Source organism: Pseudoalteromonas sp. PB2-1 (assembly GCF_045040605.1).
Classification (GTDB): Bacteria; Pseudomonadota; Gammaproteobacteria; order Enterobacterales; family Alteromonadaceae; genus Pseudoalteromonas; species Pseudoalteromonas arabiensis.
In genome coordinates, this window is sequence record NZ_CP090667.1 from 890,459 (window position 1) to 909,443 (window position 18,985).

General features: G+C 40.3%; 18 protein-coding genes. 13 read left to right on the plus strand and 5 right to left on the minus strand.

Translation table 11 applies throughout. From position 1 onward, the window contains the following. Positions 1 to 17: 17 nt before the first annotated feature. From L0Z67_RS04150 to L0Z67_RS04160, 3 genes are read right to left on the minus strand one after another with little or no spacing between them, the layout of a single operon-like run. Positions 18 to 638, minus strand: a complete 621-nt coding sequence (locus L0Z67_RS04150) for a peptidylprolyl isomerase (RefSeq protein WP_062570258.1) — start codon at positions 636 to 638, stop codon at positions 18 to 20. Positions 639 to 640: 2 nt separating this feature from the next. Further along, on the minus strand, positions 641 to 1,192 hold the full coding sequence (locus L0Z67_RS04155; RefSeq protein WP_237114879.1) for a YajG family lipoprotein: 552 nt from the start codon (positions 1,190 to 1,192) through the stop codon (positions 641 to 643). A 13-nt stretch (positions 1,193 to 1,205) separates the two neighbouring features. Then, the gene (locus L0Z67_RS04160; protein WP_062570781.1) at positions 1,206 to 2,339 is read right to left on the minus strand and encodes a methyltransferase; all 1,134 of its coding nucleotides are present in this window, start codon (positions 2,337 to 2,339) and stop codon (positions 1,206 to 1,208) included. A gap of 42 nt (positions 2,340 to 2,381) precedes the next feature. On the opposite strand from L0Z67_RS04160, the gene L0Z67_RS04165 reads away from it, so the two are divergent. From L0Z67_RS04165 to nqrM, 11 genes are all read left to right on the plus strand, one after another. Beyond that, positions 2,382 to 2,969, plus strand: a complete 588-nt coding sequence (locus tag L0Z67_RS04165; RefSeq protein WP_193988417.1) for an alpha-ketoglutarate-dependent dioxygenase AlkB — start codon at positions 2,382 to 2,384, stop codon at positions 2,967 to 2,969. A 73-nt stretch (positions 2,970 to 3,042) separates the two neighbouring features. Beyond that, the gene (locus L0Z67_RS04170; RefSeq protein ID WP_062570261.1) at positions 3,043 to 3,354 is read left to right on the plus strand and encodes a BolA family transcriptional regulator; all 312 of its coding nucleotides are present in this window, start codon (positions 3,043 to 3,045) and stop codon (positions 3,352 to 3,354) included. A 110-nt stretch (positions 3,355 to 3,464) separates the two neighbouring features. Further along, entirely contained in the window at positions 3,465 to 4,658 is a 1,194-nt protein-coding gene (gene fabV, locus L0Z67_RS04175; protein ID WP_130151022.1) for an enoyl-ACP reductase FabV, read from the plus strand. A 349-nt stretch (positions 4,659 to 5,007) separates the two neighbouring features. Next, positions 5,008 to 6,351, plus strand: a complete 1,344-nt coding sequence (locus tag L0Z67_RS04180; RefSeq protein WP_237115237.1) for a Na(+)-translocating NADH-quinone reductase subunit A — start codon at positions 5,008 to 5,010, stop codon at positions 6,349 to 6,351. 4 nt (positions 6,352 to 6,355) lie between these two features. Then, positions 6,356 to 7,558, plus strand: a complete 1,203-nt coding sequence (locus tag L0Z67_RS04185; protein ID WP_062570263.1) for an NADH:ubiquinone reductase (Na(+)-transporting) subunit B — start codon at positions 6,356 to 6,358, stop codon at positions 7,556 to 7,558. Then, positions 7,551 to 8,303 carry a Na(+)-translocating NADH-quinone reductase subunit C gene (locus tag L0Z67_RS04190; protein ID WP_062570264.1) on the plus strand — a complete coding sequence of 251 codons (753 nt, stop codon included), beginning with the start codon at positions 7,551 to 7,553 and terminating at the stop codon, positions 8,301 to 8,303. Before L0Z67_RS04185 ends, L0Z67_RS04190 begins: the two co-directional genes overlap by 8 nt. Continuing rightward, the gene (locus L0Z67_RS04195; RefSeq protein ID WP_054554281.1) at positions 8,303 to 8,935 is read left to right on the plus strand and encodes an NADH:ubiquinone reductase (Na(+)-transporting) subunit D; all 633 of its coding nucleotides are present in this window, start codon (positions 8,303 to 8,305) and stop codon (positions 8,933 to 8,935) included. Before L0Z67_RS04190 ends, L0Z67_RS04195 begins: the two co-directional genes overlap by 1 nt. Positions 8,936 to 8,945: 10 nt before the next feature. After that, positions 8,946 to 9,554, plus strand: coding sequence for an NADH:ubiquinone reductase (Na(+)-transporting) subunit E (gene nqrE, locus L0Z67_RS04200; RefSeq protein ID WP_016708692.1), 609 nt, complete (start codon positions 8,946 to 8,948; stop codon positions 9,552 to 9,554). A gap of 19 nt (positions 9,555 to 9,573) precedes the next feature. Further along, on the plus strand, positions 9,574 to 10,800 hold the full coding sequence (gene nqrF, locus L0Z67_RS04205; protein WP_062570265.1) for an NADH:ubiquinone reductase (Na(+)-transporting) subunit F: 1,227 nt from the start codon (positions 9,574 to 9,576) through the stop codon (positions 10,798 to 10,800). A gap of 112 nt (positions 10,801 to 10,912) precedes the next feature. Beyond that, complete coding sequence (locus tag L0Z67_RS04210; protein ID WP_193988418.1) at positions 10,913 to 11,944, plus strand: FAD:protein FMN transferase; 1,032 nt, start codon at positions 10,913 to 10,915, stop codon at positions 11,942 to 11,944. A 79-nt stretch (positions 11,945 to 12,023) separates the two neighbouring features. Then, positions 12,024 to 12,236, plus strand: a complete 213-nt coding sequence (nqrM, locus tag L0Z67_RS04215; RefSeq protein ID WP_055020649.1) for a (Na+)-NQR maturation NqrM — start codon at positions 12,024 to 12,026, stop codon at positions 12,234 to 12,236. A gap of 39 nt (positions 12,237 to 12,275) precedes the next feature. Here nqrM and L0Z67_RS04220 read toward each other — a convergent pair whose 3' ends face one another. Both L0Z67_RS04220 and L0Z67_RS04225 read right to left on the minus strand, forming a co-directional pair. Then, positions 12,276 to 13,628, minus strand: a complete 1,353-nt coding sequence (locus L0Z67_RS04220) for a M14 metallopeptidase family protein (protein ID WP_193988419.1) — start codon at positions 13,626 to 13,628, stop codon at positions 12,276 to 12,278. 232 nt (positions 13,629 to 13,860) lie between these two features. Further along, a complete protein-coding gene (locus L0Z67_RS04225) occupies positions 13,861 to 16,914 on the minus strand; it encodes an Ig-like domain-containing protein (protein ID WP_405128469.1) in 3,054 nt (1,017 codons plus the stop codon). A gap of 498 nt (positions 16,915 to 17,412) precedes the next feature. Between L0Z67_RS04225 and L0Z67_RS04230 the strand changes: the two genes are divergently transcribed. Both L0Z67_RS04230 and cyoA read left to right on the plus strand, forming a co-directional pair. Further along, positions 17,413 to 17,832, plus strand: coding sequence for a hypothetical protein (locus L0Z67_RS04230; RefSeq protein WP_130151028.1), 420 nt, complete (start codon positions 17,413 to 17,415; stop codon positions 17,830 to 17,832). 237 nt (positions 17,833 to 18,069) lie between these two features. Beyond that, positions 18,070 to 18,984, plus strand: a complete 915-nt coding sequence (gene cyoA, locus L0Z67_RS04235; protein WP_062570269.1) for a ubiquinol oxidase subunit II — start codon at positions 18,070 to 18,072, stop codon at positions 18,982 to 18,984. Position 18,985 lies beyond the last annotated feature (1 nt).

Below are 18,985 nucleotides of genomic sequence, written 5' to 3' on the forward strand. Positions count from 1 at the left end.
GAGCTCGCTTGTTATTTTTATAGTGCAGTGGGTTCAATCATTTTTACATTTAAGATAACCACAGGCGTTTTGGGTACGAAGCTGTAACCTATTTTTTCGTTATAAGCCGTTTCCACACGCATAATTTTATCCAGTGTTTCATAGCCATCCATAACCATGCCAAATACAGCAAATCCCCAGTCACGACCGGGGTTTAAATGATCATTGTCATCCATATTAAAAAAGAATTGGCGTGTCCCTGAGTGTGGTTGTCTGTCTTGATAAGCCATGGCGATACTATACATATCATTTTTTAAACCATTCCCGCTCTCATTAAAAATAGGATCGTACTCGTGTAGGCCATCGTAATCTTTATCGTAGCCACCGCCTTGAATAACGAAATCTCGTTCGTTGTCTTCATCACGTTCTACACGATGAAATACACTCCCTTTGTAGCTACCATCAGCGACATAAGTTAAGAAGTTGTTGACTGTGATAGGGGCGCGAGAGCGGTCCATTTCTACTATGATGCTACCGAGTGTGGTGACAATTTCGACACGAGGAAACATGTTGTCTTTTTGGATGAACTTACCCTCAGTTGCACTGAAGGTGTTCTGGCTGAACAGTAAGATAAAACTAAGTATAAAAATGCGCTTCATAGTTAACCTTCCAAATAAGCGATTAATTCTGGGTCAGATACAATGCGGGTAATTAGTTGTTCAGTCAACTTATTAAGCTGACTCTCAATTTTTGCTCTATCGTGTCTTAATGGCCCTTCAAGGTTTGCACTACCACGGTAAACTTTACTAAAGTTACTGTTACTTCTTATTACGCGAATACCCAGCTCAATATTGGCATGACTCGTGTGTGTCATCATTTTTTCGGTGACGATCGCTTGTAATGCATGAATATCTAATTCAAATCGTGTTGTCGCAAGGTTAGAGATACTGGCACCATTTCGGCTAAGGGCGCTATCAAGTGTGCTTTTTACCGATTCAGTCAGGCCTGGACTTGCCAATGTTTTTACTTTATCTGATTCAATAATTTTTAGGGTTACATTATCACCACGCAAATCAATGACGCTAGTACTGATATTTGCATTGATGGATGCAACCTTACCGCCTTTATAAACAGGGTTTAAGATCAGTTGGTTAGGTTGGTTACTACACGCTGTTAGCGCAACTAACATGCTTAAAAGAAGTATTTTTTTCATTTATATTGCTCCATTAAGTTGTCTTTTTTGCACTTAAAACAACAAACTTTTTATTTGAACCCAATAGTTTACAGTTGCCGAACATGCGTTTTAGTTTTTCATGATAATCGAGGTGACGATTACCTATTATTCTTAATTCACCACCTTGTTTAAGTGCCTGCTTAGCTTGTTTAAACATCTGCCAAGCAATGTGATCGGTCACAGCTTGCGCTTGGTGAAAAGGGGGGTTGCACAAAACAAGATCTGCACTTTGCGGCTCAAAATCTGTTAAACAATCATTTTGAATAAATTCACAGTTAGCTAATTGCTCAGGTAAATTACTTTGTATATTTAGGCGTGCAGATTCAACTGCCATGTATGATTCATCAACAAAGGTGACATGTGCTTTGGGGCAGCGTTTGAGTGTCATCAGTCCAATCACGCCATTGCCACAGCCCAAATCAATGATGTGGCGTGCTTTACTGGTTTGTGGCAAGTAGTTAAAGAAAAAGCGAGCGCCAATATCTAAAGAATCACGAGAGAAAACATTGGCGTGATTTTGAATCTCAAACTCACTGCCTTCAAGTGGCCAGCTTACAGGAAATGCAGCTTGTTTATTGAGTTGGCTCGTTTTACTGATGATTAAGCGAGATTTCTTAACGGCTAAACTTGTTGATGTTTCGCCAATGAATTGGCTAAACGCTTTAATTGTCGAGTTATGAATGTCTTTGGTTTTGCCTGCTGCAATTATGTCAACATCTTTAGGTAGCGCGGCACTGATTGCAGCAAGTTGATGTTGTAAATAGCCTAAATTTCGTGGCACTTTTAAGATCACTAAATCAACCTTGTTTGGTAATGCCTCTAAAGAGTTTAATTGCGTCAATGAGCTTGTTTCTAAGCCATTTGCTTGTAAATTGTAATATGTTGCTTGATGACTAATATACGAATCATTAACTGAATAAGTGGTTAATTGATTAAACGCACAAGCCAATGCACCAAAGCTGTCATTTAAAATCAGGATTGAATTTGCCTGCGCATGATGCTCCCGTACATAAGTGACAAGGTACTCATCGGCAGAGTCCCAAGCTTGTAGGCTGCGATTTTTTTGATCTAATGGAAAACGTTCTAGGGTATAGGTATTATCGCCGAGTTGTACTTGGGTGGTCATCATGGTTTTAGGGTAAGTATTTAAGTATGGGTAAATTCTAACATGCAACAGCCAAACGCCAAGCCTAATCATTTACCTGAAGGGTTTTATTATCAACAGAAAGCGTTGAGTGCTCAAAAAAGTCTCGATTTGTTTTATTTTTTACAGCAACATTTAAATTGGCAACAGCCCAATATCACTGTTTTTGGTAAAACCCATCCTATTCCTCGTTTGCAGTGCTTTATCGCTGATGAGCAGATTAACTATGCTTATTCAGGCACACAGCTTGTGGTTGAACCTTGGCCTGAGGTGCTTGATGCAATGCGAAAGCGCTTATCCCAACAATTACGCATTCCATTTAATGCGTTGTTGGTAAATTTATATCGTGACGGTCAAGATTGTATGGGATGGCATAGTGATGATGAAAAAGAGCTTGGTGAGCAGCCGACTATTGCGTCTATTTCACTGGGGGCTGAGCGGGTATTTAAAATTAAGCACAAACACAGTAATGAAAAACAGAGTATCGTGCTGCAAAGTGGTAGCTGCTTAATAATGAATGGCTTTAGTCAACGTGACTATCAACACAGCTTGCCAAAGCAGCAAAAGCTAATGCATCCCCGTATTAATTTAACCTTTCGCTCGATAATATAAAATTATTGGTAAAATGAGTCATCCCCTTGATATAGTGACGACCAATTATTTTGCTATTAAAGGTCTATGACACATGTCAATGCAACAACAAATTGAGGAAAAGCTCGCAGCGGGTATTGAATGTAAGCACCTAAATGTTGTTAATGAAAGCCATATGCATAGTCGTGGCACAGAATCACACTTTAAGGTAATTGTGGTGAGCGAAGAGTTCGCTGGTAAGCGTTTACTTGCACGCCACCGTCAAATTAATGAATTATTACAAGATGAATTAGCTAATCATATACATGCATTGGCGATTCATACTTTTACGCCCGATGAGTTTTCTGCACAGCAAGGGCAGGCTCCTGAATCACCAACATGTTTGGGTGGTTCAAAGTTCGATTAATCGTATGGTTTGATTAGTAATTTATACTTATATTACTGATCAGACCTGTATTTTAACTATTAGCCTTTAAACTAGCGCTAATTTTTATTGTGATAGATATAGGATGATCAATGGTCATTAAGCCTAAAATTCGTGGATTTATCTGCACTAACGCGCATCCAGTAGGGTGTGCTGAGCATGTACAAGAACAAATTAATTATGTGAAAGCACAGGGGCCACTGAGCAATGCGCCTAAAAATGTATTAGTGATTGGTGCCTCTACTGGTTATGGTTTGGCATCGCGTATTACAGCTGCATTCGGTGGTGGCGCTAAGACTTTAGGCATCTTCTTTGAAAAAGAAGGTAGCGAGCGTAAAACAGGCTCAGCAGGTTGGTATAATACTGCGGCATTCCAAGCAGCTGCTGAAGAAGCGGGTTTATGGTCTAAAAATATCAATGGCGATGCGTTTTCTAATGAAATCAAGCAAAAAGCAATTGATACGATTAAAGCTGACTTAGGTAAAATTGATTTAGTTATCTACAGCTTAGCGTCTCCTCGTCGTACTGACCCAAATACAGGTGAGACATACTCATCAACGCTTAAGCCAATTGGCTCAGATATCACAACGAAAAACTTAAATACGTCTAAGCGTGTGATTGATGAAGTAACCGTTGAAGCGGCAAGCCAAGAAGACATCGACAATACAATTAAAGTAATGGGCGGTGAAGATTGGGAAATGTGGATTGATGCATTAAAAGCAGCCGATGTCCTTGCTGATAACTTCAAAACGACGGCTTATACCTACATTGGTAAAGAGTTAACATGGCCAATTTACGGTCACGCAACGATTGGTAAAGCAAAAGAAGACCTTGATCGCGCAACACAAGCAATCAAAGAATCTACAAAAGGCTTAAATGGTGAAGCGTATGTTTCTTCATTAAATGCAGTTGTGACACAGGCAAGTTCAGCAATTCCTATCATGCCTTTATATATCTCTGCGTTATTCAAAGTAATGAAAGCAGACGGTACATATGAAGGTACGATTGAACAAATCCATGCGCTATTCACTGAAAACCTTTACGGCGAAACGCCACGTTTCGATGACGGCGGTCATTTATTCCAAAACTACAAAGAGTTAGAAGACGATGTCCAAGCTCGTGTTCAAAAAGTGTGGGATACGGTAGACACAGACACCATTGACGAATTAACGGATTATGTGGGTTACCACAATGAGTTTTTACGTTTATTCGGTTTTGGTATTGATAGCGTAGATTACGAGCAAGATGTGAATCCTGATGTGGCGATTTCACAGCTGATTGACTAGTGATTAAATAACGCTGGTTTTGGAAAAGTCGCTTTTTTAAGCGGCTTTTTTGTTTTTAAGAGAAAATAAAACGGCATCAATAGCACTTTGGTCTATATTGAAATTAATTCAAATGGTTTTTTGTAGTCTAAATAACCACATCAGTCGTATAAATTTCATATTTGCTCTCGCATAGTCACCCTGATTGATGTTAAAATTCGGGCAATATATGTGAGGAGTTTACTGCGTTGCTTGTTTGGGTGTGAAACAAGCTGTTTTTAGACACTAAGAACTTAACTTGAGCATATCAAGAAGCGACGTGGTTGGTACGATTTTTCAGTTTCTTTCCGTTAATGTAATGCAAGTGCGTATGATCAACATAAAAAAAGGTCTGGATTTACCCATAGAGGGCGCACCTCAGCAAGTTATTCATGATGGTTCTGCCGTCAAACGTGTAGCTGTGCTAGGTGAAGAATTTATTGGTATGCGTCCAACCATGCATGTTCGTGTGGATGACCAAGTCAAAAAAGGCCAGGTACTTTTTGAAGACAAAAAGAACCCAGGCGTCTTATTTACTGCACCAGCTTCTGGGGTAGTTAAAGAAATTAATCGTGGTGCTAAACGTGTGCTGCAATCTGTTGTTATTGAAGTTAATGGCAGTGAGCAAATCACCTTTGACTCTTTCAAGGCCGACGAGCTTTCAAGCTTAGACCGTGAAAAAGTGAAAGAAGTACTAGTTCAGTCAGGTCAATGGACAGCACTACGTGCTCGCCCATTCAGCAGAGTAGCTGCTTTGGATGCAAATCCTAGCTCTATCTTTGTAACGGCTATCGACACTAACCCGCTAGCTGCAGATCCTGCAGTCATCATTGCTGAAAACACTCCAGCATTTGAAGCCGGTTTAGCTGTGGTATCTCGTTTAACTGACGGCAAAGTATTTGTTTGTAAACAAGCTGGTAGTCAAGTGCCTAGTTCATCAATCCCTCAAGTAGAAGTACATGAGTTTGGTGGCAAACACCCGGCTGGCCTTGTTGGTACACACATTCATCATTTAGACCCCGTTTCTGCTAGCAAACAGGTTTGGCACTTAGGCTACCAAGACGTTATTGCGTTTGGTAACTTATTCCTGACAGGTGAAATCTTCACAGACCGTGTTATTTCGCTTGCTGGTCCGCGTGTTAAAAACCCACGCTTAGTGAAAACTCAATTAGGTGCATCATTAGATGATTTAGTTGCTGGCGAATTAGAAGACGGTGATAACCGTGTAATTTCTGGTTCTGTGCTGTCAGGCGCTACTTCACAAGGTCCACATGCTTTCTTAGGTCGTTACCATGTTCAAGTATCTGTATTACTTGAAGGTCGCGAAAAAGAATTCTTTGGTTGGATTGCGCCTGGTGCTAATAAGTTCTCTGTAACACGTACCTTCTTATCTCACCTGACTCCGAGCCGTCTATTTAACATGACGACTTCTACAGGTGGTTCGAACCGTGCCATGGTACCAATTGGTAGCTATGAGCGTGTTATGCCTTTAGACATCTTACCTACACTATTATTACGTGATTTAATCGCACGTGATCTTGATGGTGCAATTTCGTTAGGTGCGCTAGAGCTTGATGAAGAAGATTTAGCGTTATGTACTTTCGTTTGTCCAGGTAAATACGAGTACGGTTCAATCCTGCGCGATTGCTTGACTACGATCGAGAAGGAAGGCTAGAGAGATGGGTTTAAAAAAATTTCTAGAAGATATTGAGCCGCATTTTGAACCGGGTGGTAAACATGAAAAGTGGTATGCGCTTTACGAAGCTGCTGCGACTATTTTCTACACGCCTGGTTATGTAAATAAAGGCAAAACACACGTTCGCGATAACATCGACCTAAAACGTATGATGATTTTAGTGTGGATGGCGACGTTCCCTGCAATGTTCTTTGGTATGTTCAACATCGGTCATCAGGCCGCGGGTGCATTAGCACAAGGTTTTGAATTAGCAAACACATGGCAAGTTGGTCTGTTCCAATTATTTGGCGGTGAATTAACTGCTGACTCTGGTTGGGGCGCGAAAATGTTTTACGGGGCCTGCTTCTTCCTACCAATATACGCAGTAACGTTTGCTGTGGGTGGTTTCTGGGAAGTACTATTCGCTTCTGTGCGTAAGCACGAAGTAAATGAAGGTTTCTTCGTAACATCTGTACTATTCGCACTCATTCTGCCGGCAACAATTCCTTTATGGCAAGTTGCATTAGGTATTACGTTTGGTGTTGTAATCGCTAAAGAAATCTTTGGTGGTACAGGTCGTAACTTCCTTAACCCTGCGCTTGCTGGTCGTGCGTTCTTATTCTTCGCATACCCTGCGCAAATTTCAGGTGACACAGTATGGACTGCGGTAGATTCATTCTCTGGCGCAACTATGCTAGGCCAAGCATTCGTTGGTTCACTTGATTACAGCAACATGGAACTATGGTGGAATGCGTTCTACGGTTTCATTCAAGGTTCTGTAGGTGAAACGTCAACATTAGCATTATTAATCGGTGGTTTATTCCTGATTTATGTGCGTATTGCTTCATGGCGTATCGTGCTAGGTGTATTCCTAGGTATGGTTGCAACGGCATTCTTACTAAATACAGTTGGTTCTGAAACTAACGCAGTATTTGCGATGCCTTGGCACTGGCACTTAGTGCTTGGTGGTTTTGCATTTGGTATGTTCTTTATGGCAACAGACCCAGTATCTGCATCATTCACTGACAAAGGTAAGTTCGCTTACGGTGCGTTAATCGGCTTTATGGTTGTAATGATCCGTGTTGTTAACCCGGCATTCCCAGAAGGTATGATGCTAGCAATCTTATTTGCTAACTTATTTGCACCATTATTCGATCACTTTGTAGTGCAAGCTAATATCAAGCGGAGGTTGGCACGTAATGTCTAGTAATAACGAATCAATCGGCAAAACGCTAACCGTTGTTGTTGCACTATGTTTAGTGTGTGCAGTCATCGTATCGTTTGCTTCAGTTCAGCTTCGTCCTTTACAGCAAGCTAACAAAACTCAAGATATTCAACGTAATATCCTAGCGGCAGCTGACATTGACGTTGAAGGCTCTGTATCAGAGACTTTCAATGGCAAAATTGAAGCGCGCGTTGTAGATATGGATACTGGTGAATTTGTTGAAGGCGCAGATCCTAACTCATTTGATTTCGAGAAAACTAAATTCGACCAAGCGCGTAGCTTTGCGTTGAAAGAAGAGGGAATTAAAGACATCGCGGGTATTCAACGCATGACTAAGAATTCACCTGTTTATATCTCGAAAAAAGCAGATGGTTCTACTGATGCAATCATTCTACCTATCCAAGGTTATGGCCTTTGGGGTGTAATGTATGGCTTCTTAGCGCTTGAGAGTGATGGTGAAACTGTTAAGAACATCAATTTCTTCAAGCACAACGAAACGCCAGGTCTAGGTGGTGAAATTCAAAATCCACAGTGGACTGCTAAATGGCAAGGTAAAGAGTTACCAATCAACATCGTGAAAAGTGGTGCAAGCAATGAACATCAAATCGATGGTCTTTCTGGCGCAACATTAACTTCAAATGGTGTTGATCATACAGTTGACTTCTGGACTGGCGAAAACGGCTTTGGTCCTTTCCTTGCGAAAGTACGTGAAGGAGCGTTGAAATAATGGCTGATACTAAAGAAATGAAGTCGGTCCTATTTGGTCCGGTATTCGCAAATAACCCAATCGCACTACAAGTACTTGGTATTTGTTCTGCGCTAGCGGTAACATCAAGCTTAAAAAATGCACTTATCATGTCAATCGCATTGACACTTGTAACAGCATTCTCAAGCTTGTTTATTTCGTCAATTCGTAACCACATCCCATCATCTGTGCGTATTATCGTGCAAATGACGATTATTGCATCATTAGTAATCGTGGTTGACCAAGTATTGCAAGCATTCTCTTATGCAACGGCAAAAGAGCTTTCAGTATTCGTTGGTCTAATCATTACTAACTGTATCGTAATGGGTCGTGCTGAAGCATACGCAATGAAGTCACCACCGTTAATGTCTTTCTTAGACGGTATCGGTAACGGTTTAGGCTACTCAGTAGTACTACTAACTGTTGGTTTCATCCGTGAGTTATTCGGTAAAGGTTCACTATTCGGTGTTGATATTATCCCACTTGTACAAAACGGTGGCTGGTATCAACCAATGGGTCTATTGATTTTACCACCGAGTGCATTCTTCATTATTGGTTTGTTCATCTGGGTACTTCGTACCTTCAAGAAAGACCAAGTAGAAGCAAAAGCGTAAGGGGCGAGCAGTGGAACATTATATTAGTTTATTTGTAAAAGCAGTTTTCATTGAAAACTTAGCTTTAGCCTTCTTCCTAGGTATGTGTACTTTCCTTGCGGTATCAAAGAAAGTAACAACATCAATCGGCCTAGGTGTGGCAGTTATCGTGGTACTAGGTATCTCTGTACCTGTAAATAACTTGGTTTATCACGCTGTTCTTGCACCAGGTGCATTAGAGTGGCTTGGCTACCCAGAAGCAGACCTTAGCTTCTTACGCTTCTTGACATTCATCGGTGTTATTGCAGCACTGGTACAAATTCTTGAAATGGCATTAGATAAGTTCTTCCCTGCACTATACAACGCGTTAGGTATCTTCTTACCACTGATCACAGTTAACTGTGCAATCTTCGGTGCGGTATCTTTCATGGTTGAGCGTAACTATAACTTCGGCGAGTCTGTTGTTTATGGTATCGGTTCAGGTGTGGGCTGGGCGCTAGCAATTACTTTACTTGCTGGTATCCGTGAGAAAATGAAGTATTCAGACGTTCCTGATGGCTTACGTGGTTTAGGTATTACTTTCATCACTGTTGGTCTTATGGGTCTTGGCTTTATGTCATTCTCTGGTATTTCACTTTAATAGGTAGCGAGGATAAATCATGAATGAGATTTTCTTAGGCGTTGGTGTTTTCATCGCTATCGTTGTTATTTTAGTTTTAGTTATCATTGGTGCTAAATCTAAATTAGTAGCAAGCGGCGATATCATCATCGGAATTAATGGCGACCCAGATAAAGCTATTAAAACATCAGCAGGTAGCAAGCTATTAGGTGCCCTAGCTGATTCAGGTATCTTCGTTTCATCTGCATGTGGTGGCGGTGGCTCTTGTGGTCAGTGTCGTGTACACATCAAAGAAGGTGGCGGCGATATCTTACCAACAGAACTTGATCACATCTCTAAAGGTGAAGCGCGTGAAGGCTGCCGTTTAGCGTGTCAGGTAAATGTTAAAAACGACATGGAAATTGAACTTGAAGAGTCAATTTTCGGTGTTAAGAAGTGGGACTGTACAGTTATCTCTAACGATAACAAGGCAACTTTCATCAAGGAACTTAAATTACAAATTCCTGATGGCGAGTCAGTACCGTTCCGTGCCGGTGGTTATATTCAAATTGAAGCACCAGCTCACCACGTTAAATACGCTGATTTCGATATTCCAGAAGAGTATCGTGGCGACTGGAACCACTTCGGTTTCTTCGATCTGGAGTCTAAAGTGGATGACGAAACAATTCGTGCATACTCAATGGCTAACTACCCAGAAGAAGAAGGCATTATCATGCTTAACGTGCGTATCGCTACGCCGCCGCCAAGAGACCTAAGCCTTCCATGTGGTAAAATGTCTTCGTACATTTGGTCACTAAAAGAAGGTGATAAAGTGACTATTTCTGGCCCATTCGGTGAGTTCTTCGCGAAAGACACTGATGCAGAAATGGTATTCGTAGGTGGTGGTGCAGGTATGGCACCAATGCGTTCACATATCTTTGACCAACTTAAGCGTTTAAATTCTAAGCGTAAGATGAGCTTCTGGTATGGTGCGCGTTCTAAGCGTGAAATGTTCTACGTAGAAGATTTCGACGGCTTAGCAGCAGAAAACGATAACTTCGTATGGCATACAGCACTGTCTGATCCACAACCAGAAGATAACTGGGAAGGTTACACAGGCTTCATCCACAACGTACTTTATGAAAACTACTTGAAAGATCATGAAGCGCCTGAAGATTGTGAGTTCTACATGTGTGGTCCTCCAATGATGAACGCGGCTGTTATCAATATGCTTAAAGACTTAGGTGTAGAAGACGAAAACATCTTATTAGATGACTTCGGTGGCTAACACCATACACAAAACAATAAGTTTTGGTTAGAATACAAGCCTCGTAGCACAATGTGTTACGAGGCTTTTTTTATTTTTATACCAACGTCACGGTATCCTAAAGGTGAGTGCTATGAATAGAGTGTTTTATCGCCAAGGCTTGATGGCCTTTTTTTTACTAACTATTACTTTACTCATGGCAGGTTGTAGCCAAGCAGATAAAGCTGAGGAGCATTATTTCGAAGGCAAAACCATGGGAACGACTTATCACATCAAGGTATTTGCTGAACCTTCTAAACTAGAAGGGGCTGATTTACATTCTGAAATTAAGCAAGCACTCAAAGATGTAAACCAATCTATGTCAACTTACATTGCTGATTCAGAAATTAACCAGTTCAACCAGTTACCAGCAGGGCAGGTTATGCCGATTAGTGATGATTTCCGTAAGGTTGTGGCTGAGTCAATTCGCCTTGGTGAATCAACAAAAACCCTTGATGTGACAATGGGGCCACTTATTGACTTATGGGGCTTTGGTCCAGATAAAAAGCCGACTAAACGCCCGACTGATGAAGCCTTAGCGGCGATGATTGAAAAGATTGGTGTTGATAAGCTTGAATTAACAGATTCAGGCCTTATGAAAACGATAGACGGTTTAGAACTGTCGTTTTCGGCTACGGCAAAAGGCTACGGCATAGATAAAGTTGCAGAGGTTATTGAAAGCCACGGCTTAACAAATTATATGGTTGAGATAGGTGGTGAGCTACGTGTATCGGGTATTAAGCCAGACAACATCACGTGGAAAATTGCAATTGAGCAGCCAGATGCAGAGCCTGGCGTGCGCAAAGTACATAAAGTGATTGAACCAGGTACCAATGGTATTGCCACATCAGGTGACTACAGAATTTTTTATGAAATGGATGGTGTGACATATAGTCACTTAATTGATCCTGTAACAGGCATGCCAAGTCGTCATGACTTAGTGTCGGTCACAGTATTGCATCCTTCAGCAATGACGGCTGATGGCTTAGCAACAGCGTTGACAGTTATGGGAATGAAGCGTGCGCAAAAATATGCTGAAGAACATAATCTGCCGGTATATTTAATTGGTAAGTCAGACAATGGCTTAGTCACTTATTCAAGCCCTGCTTTTAAACCTTATTTGTAGCAGGGCAAGAAGCAGTTTATAATGCATACAGCCCAACAGGTTGGGCTCAATTTTATTGCTGAACAATAGGGGCAAAGCAATGTCACTTTTTCTTCTTACATTTGGTCTACTTATTTTAATTGTGGCAGCGATGGCTGTTGGTATGATTGTGCAAAAGAAATCTATGGCCAGTAGTTGTGGCGGCCTAGGTGCTGTTGGTATCGACAAAGCCTGCGACTGCGACGACCCGTGTGACAAGCGCAAAAAGCGCATGGCAAAAGAACAAGTCTGGAAAGAGAATCAAATTCTTTAACCACAAAAAAAGCGCCTTTAGGCGCTTTTTTAATGTTTATTAATTGAGTTTTATGAGTTCTGAACCTAGTACTGCGTATTTTACGGTTTGTTCTTGGTAAAGTAAGAATGCCGCTGAGGCGTGCAATTTAGGTTGCGAATCAAATGCGCCTTGGCACCGGTAAACTGGCCAGTGTGAACGGTTATCGAGTTTCGCGAAATCCCCTGAAAAGCAGCTATAACCTTGCTTTAATAGCTCTTTATAATGCCTCTTATTAAGCTTAATTGGTTCTGTTAAAGAAAAACCTTTACCTGGGTTATAAACGAGCTTGTTGGCATCTATTTGAGTGTAGCCACGGCGAATGCTACTTATATCTCCCAGCTCTTTGATACGTGGTGCATTACCTTTGTTATTAATGGCTATATCTATTTTGTAATCACCGTAATGGCTCTGTACATTCACATCATCAATAAGTAGATCGACCCAGTTATTACTAGCATTAAAAGGAATTGCATTGTATTGGTTAATGCTGGCTGCTTTCCACGTGCCATTTTGTAGTGTATCGATTATCTCTTTATAAAGTACACGATTTACTTTTCGCGCAACTTGGCGATGAGGGTCGTTCGGGTAAGCACCTGATTCAATTAATATAGTGCGAATACCCATTTCGGAAAATGTATCACCAAAGCTTCGATACGAGTAACTGTCGTTATACTTTGCTAGGTGCCCTGGGATCATTGTCTCAATTGTTTTAGCTAAGTGAGCGATAAGCTGCATGGCTTCGCCACGGCTAGTATTAATCTCTCTTGCATCATTATAGGCAGGGGCGAGTACAGAAATAGTAGCTTGATTCCCTTTTTTTCCTGCACCGTAATACGCGTTCTGATCATGCAAGTTAAAGCCAAAATCAGGTTTAAACTCCTTAGCGGCACGCATGAGTGTTTGCCCCTCTGGGGTCCTCAATGCTTTTGCATCACGGTTTAGATCAATACCTTGTGCATTGTGACGCGTTTGAGCGTTGGCACCGTCAGGATTAATCATGGGAATAATCCTGAGCGTTAGTTTGTCTTGCCAGCTTTGTAGCCAGTGAGCGTTTTCGGGCAAAGTTATAAAATCAAGAAAATCCATAAGTGCAGCGGTTGCCGTGTTTTCATCACCATGCATTTGACTCCACATCATCACTTTTGTGGTGCCAGAGCCTATATCAAGAGCGTATATGGGTTGACTGTGGTACGACCTACCGAGTTGCTGTAGTGTAATTGCAGGATGCTTGGCTATGCGGTTTAAAACAGGTTTTATATCTGTGAGATTAATCGCTGCTTTATCAAAACCATCAACCTCGTTATTTTCAATTTCAGTGGCAATTATTGGTGTACTGATTAGCAAAGTCATGGCAAGTATACAGCCCCGCATAAGATATCCTTTATTCCTTTTTGTTTTAATGCTAAGAATATTATATTTGCATTCGTTTGGCTAACTTTTGTTCAACCTTATCTTCTTGTTTTTATTCTTTTTAACTTTGGGGTACTTAGCGGCGCGCGTCTTTAGTTGATTTTTTATAGAAGCACACAGAATAGAGGCGCTATTATTGAATCTTGCTCTTGGAATATTTCCCAAGAGCAAGTAAAGGTTGGAGTTGCTAAGTTTATACAGTGAAAGAAAACTTCGATTTACGCAGCAGTCCCACAATGGCAAGTAATGAAAGAATATAGAAGGGCATACTGCCCCCGCTTTTTTCTTTTGTTTCTTCGCCATTATCGTCTGTATCATCGGCTTTAGTGGTTATAGTAACTGTACTTGGCTCAGAGTAGCTCATACCATCAAAAACGCGGTACTGAAAGCTAGTTTCGTAGCTTGTATTAGTTTGCGGCGTATATGATACGATTCCACTGATGTTGTCTAATGTTACTGAACCTATGCTTGGCTCAGATACAAGCTCATAAGTAAGTGGATCTGAATCTGCATCTTGGGCTAATAGTTCGAATTGAGCTGCTTCAGATTGATTGATGATTAATTCCAGAGCCTGTGTCTGTGGGGATGTATTGGTATGATTTATTGTAATCATTTTATCAATATTTAAACCAATCTCGTTGCTTATATTAACGACAAAATTAGCTGGCTCTAACGTTGAGATTAATGGTGTATAGGTAAACTCACCCGTTGCATTATTACTAAACACAAACTCGCCTGATGCTGGCTGTACCTTTACGTTAAGTTGAAGATTACTGTTTTCACCTGCACCTGATAAGGAGAGAGTTTCGCTCAGTGGCGTGCGCCAATGAGCAGAAATTGGATTAGGCTCAATGACAAGAGGTGTTCCATCAATATTGACTGAAACCGACACACTTTCAGTGGCCCTTCCGCCTATAGACATAGAAAGCTCAAATTGGTCTAGGCCAACTTCGCCAGTTGTGGGAGTGTAACTAAAGTGGCCAAGAGCCCTATCGGTAAATGTAATATTGCCTTTGCTAGGTGCCTTTGAAATATAAAAGCGATAGTTGAAGGAATCTTTTTCACTCAATGCTTTAAACTCAACAGGCGTGAACTTATTGGTGTTAAATTCAGTTACACTAAGTTGATAAGGTTGCTCTGTTTTTTCGCCGATTTTAAATAGTTCTCTGCCATTTGAGTGTGTTATTAGCCAATAGGTCTTTTCGTTAACTATTTCAATATCTGAATGTGTAGCGGCCACATCAAGAGTAACCAGCTTATTATATTGTGCATTTGCCAAATTAAAGACACCTAGTTCATTTTCGCAGGCGATATGAAGTTGGCCACTAAGGTGTTGCTCAACAGCAATTAATTTTGATGATGCACAGAAGTTAGCCACTTCTTGTTTGTTTCCTTGGGCGGAAATAGATACTAAAGCCCCGTCCTGAGTTGTTGTATACAATTGCTCGTTATTATTATACGTAAAAGTATCAAGTGATTGGATATCACCTAAATCAAGTAATGAGTGGGTGTCTTTAACAAAGTTATAGACGGCTGTCTGCTTGTTAGTTCCTAGATGCTCGAACACAAGTTCTTTAATACCATCACCGTCAAAGTCAATTGTCGTTAGTAATTCTGATATATCAAGTTGAGGCTCACCGATAAGTGAAATCGTATATTTTATGTTGTCACTGTATAACTCTCTGACTTCAAATGGTTTTGACTGATCAGCATAATACCAGTCTGAATATTGGTAGAGGTATTCTTGGTTTCCGTCACCGTCAATATCACCCAATAGCTTGAAATAGCCAATAAAAGGTTGTTCGATATGATTAGACCCATCCATGTTCAATATATAGTGTTTACTAATACCGGGATTCCACTGCTCACCTAGAGTCGAGTACACAATTTTATTATCGGTGTTTCTACCAAAAGGTATTATGGAAACTTTATCTACTTCAGAAGCATAAAGCTCTTTAGTTACACTTTTTGACCATGATTCAGTTTGTGTGACAGGAGAAATACTATTTAATATTGTATAACTTGTTAAATAGGCAGGATCCCACTTCGAACCTGTGGTAATAATAAGCTGTCTATACTCTTCAATAATCTTTATCTCTTCATTTTGCATGGCTAAATAAGCATTGCCGTTAAAGCCGAGTTCAGTTACCTCTCCGAATCTCACTTCTTTAACATTGAGTCTCTGTATTTGCTCAATTGTTTCTTTTTGCTCATCGCCATACAAGTCTAAATATTCATAGATATAATGAAGAATATTAGGTTGATAATCGCCTCCATCCTGTGTTGTGACGCTCCTGCCAATGACTTCTTCTTCTCTTGTTAAATAGTTATAGAAATAGTTAAAGTGAGTCCTACGATTCGAATCACTGTACATCTCGGCATTGTTATCAATGGCTGTATAATCTTGATAAAGGTCGTTGTTGTAGTAAGGCGATCTACTAGTGTATTTTAAAAAATCATTATCTTGATTACAATCTTCTAGCGTACTCTCCAAAGGCCAAATAACGCTGTTTTCATTTACATCGATAGTACACTTTTCACCTACAGCTTCATCCATGCCATCATTATTTAAATCTTTGGCAAATAAGTATCTGCTTGTTACGGGTAGCTCGCCAACTTTTTTTACATCACTGCCTTGAATTTGGTAGATTTCGCCGTCCCATGTCAGCATTTCATTGAGCAGATGATTGGTAAACTTTCCGACAGTAAACTCATAATGTGGCAGGGTGTAGTGCGCTTTTGTTTCGAGGCTATGCATATCTAGCGTATACATAGTGCTTTCATTTATTAGCATAACCTCAATATTGCCATCGTTATCTATGTCTTTAAATTTAACGTTATCAGCAGTTATATTTGGGATCTTTTTTACATATTTTCTAGCAGTTAAATTTACAAGGTGTGCGTTGCGTTGATCGCTAATAATAATAGCAAAGTGATTATCTGAACTTTTATCGTAATAAATTTCAAACGAAGCAATTGATTCTCCTTCGCTCTCAAACTCTATTGCATTGGTTACTGGCGTGTTGACAGTTTCATCATTGCCGATGATACTAATAATATGCAACCTTTGGCTGTCATCATTAATCATTGCAATGATATCTTTATTCAAATCATTATCAATATCGATCACTCTAACATTACTTAAATCATCAAAGCTTGAAAAATGCTTCATTTTTTCTACGTCGGCGTATGATGATTGAGTGGTTAACATCAAGCTGAGAAGTGTCGATGTAATAGCAAACTTCATATTATTCCCTTAAAAATAGTTTCGCGTTTTTGTTTTGGACCCTTGTATATCAACAACAAGAGGTAATAGTAAATTAACATACTTTATTATGCTGCGTAACTGAATTAGGGAATGAAAAATAAAAAAGTGATATTATTTAGAATGCTTCTGGGTTTGAGTACTGATACACAGTTGTCTCAAGCTGCATTACCTTGCAGTATTAAGAAGTTTTTATACAATTTCTTTCCTATCTATTTCACTTTGTAATATAAAATCCTCTAATTTTTTAGGTGGTTATCTAAGTTAGTATTGGTTATTTACATTTTTTTATAGCTTAATTAAATGCTGGTTAACTGACCGCTGTTAATTTTTTCTTGTATGATAAGTTGACTTTGTTATACTCCACATCGAAATTTCAGTAATTACTGAAACTTTATTGATGAAGATCATGTTACCGCATTAAAAAATAGGGTAGAGCAACTACCTTAAATGTGGTGAAAGTTTTAAAAGGCGTGAGTTTTGCGAGCAATTAATCAGTCACAAGGTGTCAAACAGTCTAGTTTAGCTAGATTGCAATTGGCTGCGCGTGCGTTTTTTGCTGGTAAAGAACTAATGTCTGTTTTAGCTTTGCTGCTGATTAATTCAGCCATGCTAATCAACGGTACATTAGAAGATGCTCACGGGCTAAGAAGTTTATTAAGTGAAGGGGCTCTGTACGAAGCACCATTACTTAATGTGTTGAGCTTTTTAGCTTACCCAGTGGTGTCTTGCCAGTTACTTATTGGTTTATGCTGGTTGGTCTTCCATTTCTTCCCTGCGCGTCGTGCAGGTGTCATTTTACGTAAAGCGGCCTTCGCAGCGCGTGAAACGATAAAGTCTTTAGTAGTACACAGCGCTCATGGCTGTCGTGCTCCTCCTCGTGTAAATGGTTGTCTGTAAATAAGCTTTGTTGCTTAAGTTCAGCCATTTTAGTCGTTTACTAAGTTGTCTTTACTAAGCACCTAGTGGGCCTTCTGCGTCCAAATTTCAGTCAGCTAACCTAATTATTCCCACATTTTAGCGTGCCGATTTTCTGTGCTCGTTACTTGGCTGGGGATGTCTGTGGCCGTTTTTTGCTACAGAGAAGCGTCGTGTACTTATCGACAAGTGTTAACTTTTAGGTTGTAGGATATTCCTTTGTCAATTCGTAACCTTTGTAATATTGCTCTAGCGTCTTTAGTGCTGGCTTTGTCTGGCTGTAAAGGCGGGGTACTTGATCCAAAAGGTCAAATTGGGGCTGACGAAAAGTATTTAATTATCGTAGCGACGGTATTAATGCTGATTGTTGTAATCCCAGTTATTGCCATGACAATTTATTTTGCATGGAAATACCGTGATGGACGAGACCAAGAAATTTATGCCCCTAAGTGGGCTCACTCAAACAAGATTGAAGCGGTTGTATGGACCATTCCGATTATTATCGTGGTTATTTTAGGTGTGATCACTTGGCAATCAACGCAAGAGCTTGACCCTTATAAACCACTTGAAGGGAAGGGGGAGCACCTTACTGTAGAAGTGGTGTCTTTAAATTGGAAATGGTTATTTATTTACCCAGAGCAAGGCATTGCAACAGTGAATGAGTTGGTTTTTCCGGCTAACGTGCCTGTTCAATACAAGATCACCTCAGAAAGCACCATGAATTCGTTTTTCATACCTCAGCTTGGTAGCCAAATTTACTCAATGGCAGGCATGGAAACCAAACTTCACTTGATAGCTGATGAACCAGGAACTTTTAAAGGTTTCTCTGCAAATTACAGTGGTGCTGGTTTCACGGGTATGAAGTTTAATGCCATTGCTACCCCAACCCAAGCTGATTTCGATGCATGGGTAAATAAGGTTAAAAATACAGGCTCTGCGCTTACTAAACAGACCTATGTTGAACTTGCTAAGCCAAGTGAGTACGACCCAGTTAAATACTACGCCAGTGTTGATAAAGATATGTTCCATTCAATCGTAATGAAATATATGCAAGCGCATGGCTCACACGGTGCAATGCAACACGCAATGCCAGAGCACTCAGCTCATAAAGGGCATAGCGAGGACGAGGAATAAT

Coding starts and splice junctions, on each gene's coding strand:
- L0Z67_RS04150 (WP_062570258.1), bottom strand. CDS start 638: ATGAAGCGCATTTTTATACTTAGTTTTATCTTACTGTTCAGCCAGAAC.
- L0Z67_RS04155 (WP_237114879.1), bottom strand. CDS start 1,192: ATGAAAAAAATACTTCTTTTAAGCATGTTAGTTGCGCTAACAGCGTGT.
- L0Z67_RS04160 (WP_062570781.1), bottom strand. CDS start 2,339: ATGACCACCCAAGTACAACTCGGCGATAATACCTATACCCTAGAACGT.
- L0Z67_RS04165 (WP_193988417.1), top strand. CDS start 2,382: ATGCAACAGCCAAACGCCAAGCCTAATCATTTACCTGAAGGGTTTTAT.
- L0Z67_RS04170 (WP_062570261.1), top strand. CDS start 3,043: ATGTCAATGCAACAACAAATTGAGGAAAAGCTCGCAGCGGGTATTGAA.
- fabV (WP_130151022.1), top strand. CDS start 3,465: ATGGTCATTAAGCCTAAAATTCGTGGATTTATCTGCACTAACGCGCAT.
- L0Z67_RS04180 (WP_237115237.1), top strand. CDS start 5,008: ATGATCAACATAAAAAAAGGTCTGGATTTACCCATAGAGGGCGCACCT.
- L0Z67_RS04185 (WP_062570263.1), top strand. CDS start 6,356: ATGGGTTTAAAAAAATTTCTAGAAGATATTGAGCCGCATTTTGAACCG.
- L0Z67_RS04190 (WP_062570264.1), top strand. CDS start 7,551: ATGTCTAGTAATAACGAATCAATCGGCAAAACGCTAACCGTTGTTGTT.
- L0Z67_RS04195 (WP_054554281.1), top strand. CDS start 8,303: ATGGCTGATACTAAAGAAATGAAGTCGGTCCTATTTGGTCCGGTATTC.
- nqrF (WP_062570265.1), top strand. CDS start 9,574: ATGAATGAGATTTTCTTAGGCGTTGGTGTTTTCATCGCTATCGTTGTT.
- L0Z67_RS04210 (WP_193988418.1), top strand. CDS start 10,913: ATGAATAGAGTGTTTTATCGCCAAGGCTTGATGGCCTTTTTTTTACTA.
- nqrM (WP_055020649.1), top strand. CDS start 12,024: ATGTCACTTTTTCTTCTTACATTTGGTCTACTTATTTTAATTGTGGCA.
- L0Z67_RS04220 (WP_193988419.1), bottom strand. CDS start 13,628: ATGCGGGGCTGTATACTTGCCATGACTTTGCTAATCAGTACACCAATA.
- L0Z67_RS04225 (WP_405128469.1), bottom strand. CDS start 16,914: ATGAAGTTTGCTATTACATCGACACTTCTCAGCTTGATGTTAACCACT.